7 protein-coding genes are annotated in these 6,704 nt (G+C 68.0%); 1 reads left to right on the plus strand and 6 read right to left on the minus strand.

All coding sequences use genetic code 11. The annotated features are described in order from the left end of the window. From AB1824_12740 to AB1824_12760, 5 genes are all read right to left on the minus strand, one after another. Positions 1–671: trypsin-like peptidase domain-containing protein (locus AB1824_12740; GenBank protein MEW5765831.1), on the minus strand; the 671-nt coding region annotated here is incomplete at its 3' end. Further along, positions 668–2,107, minus strand: a complete 1,440-nt coding sequence (locus tag AB1824_12745; GenBank protein ID MEW5765832.1) for a sigma-54 dependent transcriptional regulator — start codon at positions 2,105–2,107, stop codon at positions 668–670. The genes AB1824_12745 and AB1824_12740, both read right to left, overlap by 4 nt. Before the next feature lie 126 nt (positions 2,108–2,233). Further along, entirely contained in the window at positions 2,234–3,016 is a 783-nt protein-coding gene (locus AB1824_12750; protein ID MEW5765833.1) for a hypothetical protein, read from the minus strand. 19 nt (positions 3,017–3,035) lie between these two features. Next, the gene (gene gltA / locus AB1824_12755; GenBank protein ID MEW5765834.1) at positions 3,036–4,514 is read right to left on the minus strand and encodes an NADPH-dependent glutamate synthase; all 1,479 of its coding nucleotides are present in this window, start codon (positions 4,512–4,514) and stop codon (positions 3,036–3,038) included. Positions 4,515–4,524: 10 nt separating this feature from the next. Further along, on the minus strand, positions 4,525–5,379 hold the full coding sequence (locus AB1824_12760; protein MEW5765835.1) for a sulfide/dihydroorotate dehydrogenase-like FAD/NAD-binding protein: 855 nt from the start codon (positions 5,377–5,379) through the stop codon (positions 4,525–4,527). 97 nt (positions 5,380–5,476) lie between these two features. Between AB1824_12760 and rsgA the strand changes: the two genes are divergently transcribed. Continuing rightward, positions 5,477–6,388: a ribosome small subunit-dependent GTPase A gene (gene rsgA, locus AB1824_12765; GenBank protein MEW5765836.1), complete on the plus strand. Its 912-nt coding sequence runs from the start codon at positions 5,477–5,479 to the stop codon at positions 6,386–6,388. A gap of 109 nt (positions 6,389–6,497) precedes the next feature. Here rsgA and AB1824_12770 read toward each other — a convergent pair. Further along, positions 6,498–6,704, minus strand: a 207-nt coding sequence (locus AB1824_12770; GenBank protein ID MEW5765837.1) for a glycerol-3-phosphate dehydrogenase, incomplete at its 5' end; no start/stop codon positions are given.

A 6,704-nucleotide genomic window follows, 5' to 3' on the forward strand; every position in this document is an offset into this window, starting at 1 on the left:
GAGGAGATCCGGCGGCCCTTGGCGGAGATGACGCCCACCGTGACGGTGTGGCTGTACATCAGCGGGTTGCCCACGGCCATGACCCAATCCCCCGGCCGGACCGCGTTCGAATCGCCCAAGGGCAGCGTGGGAAGCCCGGAGGCCTCGATTTTCAGGAGGGCGACGTCCGTCTCCTTGTCCTGGCCCACGACCTTGGCGTCGTAGTTCATGGTCTCATCCAGGGTGACCCTCACCTTGCTGGCCCCTTCGATCACGTGGTTGTTCGTCAGGATGTACCCGTCGGGGCTGATGATGAACCCGCTGCCCCCGGCCTCCTCCACGGGAGGCGTGCCCCGGGGGATGGGAGGGTGGGGACGGCCGAAAAAGAACTCGAAGGGGTTCCCGAAGGGGTCCTGGGGGTCGTCGGGGTCCTCCGACGAGGACGGCCCCTTGCCATCCTGGACGCTCAAGGCCGTGATCCCCACGACCGCTGGATTGACCCGCTCCGCCACCTCCGAGAAGCTGGGGAGGCCGGCCGAGGACGAAGCCTGGGGGGCCGGCGGGGCGGCGGTCGAAGCCGTGATGGCGCGGGCCGTGGAGGTGCTCACCCCGCTCATCTGAGCGATGCCGAAACCCACCAGGACCAGGAGGGTCCCCAGCGTCACCAGCATGAGGGTCTTGACGGTCTTCATACGGAACTCCTTTCCTGATCGGACTCGGGGTCGTCGTACCGGTAAATCTTCAGTTTGCGATGGAGGGTCCGCAGGCCGATCCCGAGCAGCCGGGCGGTCTGGGTCTTGTTCCCTCCGGTTTTCTTCAAGGTCTCGAGGATGGCATCCCGTTCCAGGGCGTCCAGGGGCTGGACGTCGCGCGCCGCGGGGGGGCGGGGCCCGGCGGAGAGGGCCGGTCCCGCCGGGGGTTCAGGGGACGCAGCCGGGAGTGATCCCGCGTGGGACCGCAGTTCGGGCGGAAGGTGCGATTCCCGGAGCTCGGTGTCGTGGCAGAAAATGACCATGCGCTCTATAACGTTTTTCAACTCCCGGACGTTCCCGGGCCAGGGGAAGGCCGCCAGCGCCTGGAGGACCTCCGGGGATATCCCCGTGATGGGCTTGCCGTATTCCTGCGCCAGCTGGGCCACAAAGGTGTGGGCCAGGCGGGGGATGTCCTCACCGCGCTCTCTCAGAGGGGGGATGCGCAGCTCCACGACCTTCAAGCGGTAGAGCAGGTCCTCCCGGAAGCGACCCTCTCCCGCCAGGCGGTGGAGGTCCCGGTTCGTGGCCGTCAGAATGCGCACGTCCACCGGAATGCCCTGGGTCCCCCCGACGCGGGTCACCGTTTTCTCTTCGAGTACGCGCAGGAGCTTGGCCTGGAGGTCCAGGCTCAGCTCGCCGATCTCGTCGAGGAACAGGGTCCCCCCGTGGGCCTGCTCGAACTTCCCGGGGTGGGCCCGGTCGGCCCCCGTGAAGGAGCCCTTCTCGTGACCGAAGAGTTCGCTTTCCATGAGCGTCGCGGGGATGGCCGCGCAGTTGATGGGAAGGAACCGCCCGCGCTTGCGGTCCGAGTGCTGGTGGATCGCGTTCGCGATGAGTTCCTTGCCCGTTCCCGATTCTCCGCGAATGAGGACCGTGGCGCGGGTGGGAGCGACCATGCGGATCTGGTCGAAGAGCTCGCGCATGGGGGGGGAGGAACCGACGATGTTCTCGAATCCGAACCGCTCGTCCAGACGGGCCTTGAGTTCGTCCACCTCCACGCTCAGGCGCCGGCGCTCCACCAGGGCCTGAACCCGGCGGCGCAGCTCGTAGAGGTCCACGGGCTTGGCCAGGTAATCGTCGGCGCCCACCTTCATGGCCTCCACCGCGGACTCCACGGAGCCGAAGGCCGTGATGAGCAGGACGGGCAGGGTGGGTTCCGTGTGCTTGACCCGCTTGAGGACCTCCATGCCGTCCATGCCGGGCATGCGGAGGTCCGTGAGCACGAGGTCCACGCCCCCCTGCTCTTGGAGGTAGCGCAGACCCTGCACGGGGTCCTGGTACCCCGCGACCCGGAATCCCACCTTCTCCAAGGCGCGGGTCAAGCTCCGGAGGTTTTCCGCTTCGTCCTCGAGGATCAGAATGGTGCTTCGTGTCATTCTGGCATACTCACCGTGCCTAGAGTACCAGCTTAGCAAGGCAAGTGCCAGCCGGAAGCGGAGGCCGCGACCCACGGGGACCGGGCAGGGGCCGCCCAGGCCCCGCGGGGGTTTCGCGGCGCGGTCCTATCCCTTCTTTCCCTTGGCGATGATGGACAGGCGCCCTCCCTGGGCTTTGGTCCTGGGCGTGTCTTTGTGGGATTCGGACAGGGCGATCTCGCCGCCCGCCATGGAGAGGCCGAGTTCGCGGCCGATGTGCCCGCCGATTTGGACGCGCCCTCCCACCATTTCTTCGCCGGCCTGGTCCCAGGTGAGGTCCCGGACCTCGATCGTGCCCCCGCTCATGCGGTACCCCGTGGAGTACCCGGCGTTCCCCCGGATGACGATCAGGCCGCCCACCATTCGGTTGCCCGCGAAATCGTGGGCGTTCCGCTCCACGAGGATCCTGCCTCCGATCATGGAGTGGCCCAGGTGGTTCTCCGCCAGGCCCTTGATGACCAGGTCGCCGCCCCGCATGCCCATGCCCGCGTAGTCCGCCACGTCGCCTTCCACGGTCAGGGTGCCGGATTCCATGTACGCGCCGGCGTAGTCCCCGAGGTCTCCCTTGACGGTCAGATCGAAACGCCTCAGGCCGGTCCCGAGACCGACGAGGCGGGCCCCGCCCAGGGGGGACAGGTCCAGGGTCTGATTCGACGCGAGGGTCTGGAAAACCGCGGAAAGGAAGAGCCCGCACTTTCGGGCGAAGGCGGGGTGGTCGCCCTCGGCCGCCACGGCGAGGAGCGCTTCCTGAAGGGAGGCCGCGGCGGCCCCGCCGGAGGGGAGAGCCGCCTTGGCGCCTTCGAAGTCCTTGGCGAGGCTCTCGGCGAAGGGGCTGTTCAGGTACGCGACGAAAACGTCTCGAATCGACATGATCTCCCCCTCCTCCGGATCACGCGGGCGCGTGCCAGGCGCGGAACGGATCGCGCACGTAGGCGTCGATGGACCGGGCCGCCTCGCGGCCCGCGCGGGTGGCGAGAATGACGGTGGCCGCGCCCGTGATGGCGTCGCCGCCCGCGAAGACCTTGGGCACCGTGGTCATGTAGGTCTCCCGGTTCACCTTGATGACCGACCCCCACTTGGTGGCGAGCCCCTGGAGGCTCGAGGGGATGAGCACGTTGGGCGTCTGGCCGATGGCCACCACCACGAGGTCGCAGTCGATGATGTAGTTGCTGTCGGGAATGGGTACCGGGCGCCGGCGGCCCGAGGCGTCGGGCTCGCCCAGCTGCATGCGCTGGACCTCCACCGCCTTGACGAAGCCCTTCTCGTCGCCGATGTACCGGACGGGCGCGGAAAGCAGGGTGAAGATGGCGCCCTCCTCTTCGGCGTGCTCGATCTCCTCGCCCCGGCCGGGCATCTCCTCCCGCGTGCGGCGGTAGACGATCTGGGCTTCTTCCGCGCCCAGGCGGAGGCTGATCCGCACCACGTCGAAGGCCGTGAACCCTGCGCCCACCACCACGGCGCGCTTCGGTTTCTTGACGGGGGTCCCGGCGTCGGGGTGGTTCCAGGCCCGCATGAGGTTGACGCGGGTCAGGAATTCGTTGGCCGAGTAAATCCCGTTCAAATTCTCCCCGGGGATGTTCATCATGTTGGGGTAGCCGGCTCCCGTGGCCACGAAGACGGCATCGAACTCGTCCAGCACCTCCTGAACGGGCATGGTCCGGCCCACGACCACGTTGCACTCGATCTTCACCCCCAGGGATTCCACGAACTCCACCTCCTTCTGGACGATGGCCTTCGGGAGGCGGAACTCGGGGATTCCGTACATGAGGACGCCGCCGGGCTTGTGGAGGGCCTCGAAGAGGTGGACGGTGTGGCCCATCTTGGCGAGGTCCGCCGAGCAGGACAGGCCCGCCGGGCCGGACCCGAGGACGGCCACCTTGAATCCCGTGGCGGGCTGCTTGCGCACGTCGCGGCGCCCGGCGTGGCCGAACTGCCAGTCGGCGGCGAACCGCTCGAGCCGGCCGATGGCGATGGGGTTCCCCTTGTTGGTGTCGTTGATGATGCAGGCGGCCTCGCAGAGGTTCTCCTGAGGGCAGACTCGGCCGCACACGGCGGGCAGGTTGTTGTACTTCCGGATGTCCTCCGCGGCCTCGGTGAACTTCCCCCGGCTGATGAGGCCGATGAAGGTCGGGATGTCGATGTGCACGGGGCACGCCACGACGCACCGCGGCTTGGGGCACTCGAGGCAGCGCATGGCCTCGTAGACGGCGTCGGCCTCGGAGTAGCCGAGGGCCACTTCATCGTAGTTCCGGATCCTCGCCTCCACGGTCTGGCAGGCGATCTCCCGGCGGGGCTCCTTGGAACGGGGGCGCTTCTTCTCCCCCTCCTTCACTCCGCCCAGGGCGGCGATGTCCACGGTCTCGGCCATGTGTTCCCCCTCAGCGCTTCAGAGTCTCGAGGTACAGTTTGCAGGACGGGCTCGCGGCCACGGCGCGGTGCTCCTCGTCCACGTAAACCTTCATGCGGCTGAACATGAGGTCCCAGTCCACCTTGTGGCCGTCGAAATCGGGGCCGTCCACGCAGACGAACTTGGTCTCGTCTCCCACGGAGATCCGGCACCCGCCGCACATCCCCGTGCCGTCGATCATGATCGTGTTGAGCGACACCACCGTGGGAACGCCCCAGGGCCGCGTCAGGTCCGCCACGACCCTCATCATGATGGGGGGGCCGATGGCCACGATGCGGTCCATCATCCTTCCCTCGTCGCGCAGCTTCTGGAGGGCCGTGGTCACGAAGCCTTTCATCCCGAAGGACCCGTCGTCCGTGGTGACGACGAGCTCGTCCGAGGCGCTCGCGAGGCGGTCCTGCCAGAACATGAGGTCCTTGCGCCGGTAGCCGATGATCGTCGTGACCCGGTTCCCCGCCTTCCGCATGCCCTTGCAGATGGGGTAGATGGGTGCCACGCCGAGGCCCCCGCCGATGACCACCACGTCGCCGTAGGCTTCGATGTGGGTGGGGGTGCCGAGAGGTCCCAGGACGGCGAAGAGGGAATCTCCCTCCTTGTAGTTCTGGCCCAGGTCGATGGTGGAGCGGCCCACCTCGAGGAAGACGATGGTCACCTCGCCGGTTTCTGGGTTCGAGTCCGCGATGGTCAGGGGGATGCGCTCCGAATTCTCGTCGTTCATCACCATGAGGAACTGGCCCGGCTTGTGGGCCTTGGCGATCCGGGGGGCGAGGATGTCCATCTCCACGACCCCGGTGGCAAGCACCTTTTTCTTCGTGATCGGATACATGGCGGCCCCTTCGCTACGAAAGTGACGGTTCGGCGGAAATCGTCGTGAAACCCCCACAGGAACTTGGGTGTGGCATTATAGTGCAGCGGAGGCGAGGGTGCAACAAAGCGGGAGGGTGGTGGAGACCCACGGCAAGTTCCACCGCGTCTGGGACGGGGAGAGGATCCTTCAGGCCTTTCCCGGGGGCCGGCTGGCCCTCTCGCGAAACCGGGCCAAGAACCTGATCGCCATTGGCGACCGTGTCCGGCTCAGGCCTCAGGATGACGGCACCGCCCTCATCGAGTCCGTGGAAGAGCGGGCCAACGCCGTCATGAGAAGGCTCTCCTTCTCGGGCGCCGAGCAAGTCATCGCGGCCAACGTGGACGTCCTGGCGGTGATGCTGGCCCCCAATCCCGTCCTCAACACGGGCCTCCTGGACCGGACGCTCGTGGAGGGCACCCGCATCGGTGTCCCGGCGGCGATCCTCGTGAACAAGATGGATCTCCTGTCGCGCCGTGAGGTCCGGCGGACCCTGACTCCCTACGAGGCCCTCGGCTTCCCCATCCACCTCCTGTGCGCCAAGCGGGGCGACGGCGTGGAGGAGTTCCTCGCCGCGGTCCGAGGGCGGTGGGTGCTCCTCCTCGGCCATTCGGGGGTGGGGAAGACAACGCTCGTGAACCGCGTGGCGCCCGGGCTCGACCGGACGGTGGGGGAAGTGGACCCCACCCGGGGAAAGGGCCGCCACACGACCTCCAACGCGTACGCCCACGGTCTGGCGGACGGGACCTTCCTCGTGGACACGGCGGGAATCCGGGAGTTCGGCCTGGCGGGAATGGGCTGGAGGGACGTGGAGCGCGCCTTCCCGGAGATCCATGCGGCCCGAGAGGGGTGCCGTTTCCAGGACTGCCGCCATCTCGCCGAGCCTCGGTGCGCCGTGCGAAGCGCCGCCGAGGAGGGGTCCATCCACCCGGCCCGGTATGAGAGCTACCTGACGCTTCTGCGGGAGGTGGAGGGCCAGGGGCGGGGGTAGGGGGACCTTGGGGCCCCTGGGAGAGGCGGACCGCGGCGCGGGAATCGGCGCGGGCGGGACCTCGCGCCCGGCGTCGGCCGGTCCCGTCCCGGATCTTCGGACCCTTCCCTCAATCGGCCATTTCGTGCTTGAGGTCCCTGGAGAGTAGCTCGCGCACGCCCTGGCCCGGGGGGAGGCCCTCGTAGAGCATCCGCTCGACGACGAAGGTGATGGGCATCTCGACCCCGTGGCGGCGGGCCAGCTCGGCCACGGACCGGGTCGTGGGGACCCCCTCCGCGACCGCCTTCATGGACCCGAGGATGGAGGCGAGGGGCTC

The organism is Acidobacteriota bacterium (assembly GCA_040752915.1).
GTDB lineage: Bacteria > Acidobacteriota > UBA4820 > UBA4820 > DSQY01 > JBFLVU01.

What these genes read in the sequence shown, in the direction of transcription:
- AB1824_12745 (MEW5765832.1), bottom strand. Translation starts at nt 2,107, where the DNA reads ATGACACGAAGCACCATTCTGATCCTCGAGGACGAAGCGGAAAACCTC.
- AB1824_12750 (MEW5765833.1), bottom strand. Translation starts at nt 3,016, where the DNA reads ATGTCGATTCGAGACGTTTTCGTCGCGTACCTGAACAGCCCCTTCGCC.
- gltA (MEW5765834.1), bottom strand. Translation starts at nt 4,514, where the DNA reads ATGGCCGAGACCGTGGACATCGCCGCCCTGGGCGGAGTGAAGGAGGGG.
- AB1824_12760 (MEW5765835.1), bottom strand. Translation starts at nt 5,379, where the DNA reads ATGTATCCGATCACGAAGAAAAAGGTGCTTGCCACCGGGGTCGTGGAG.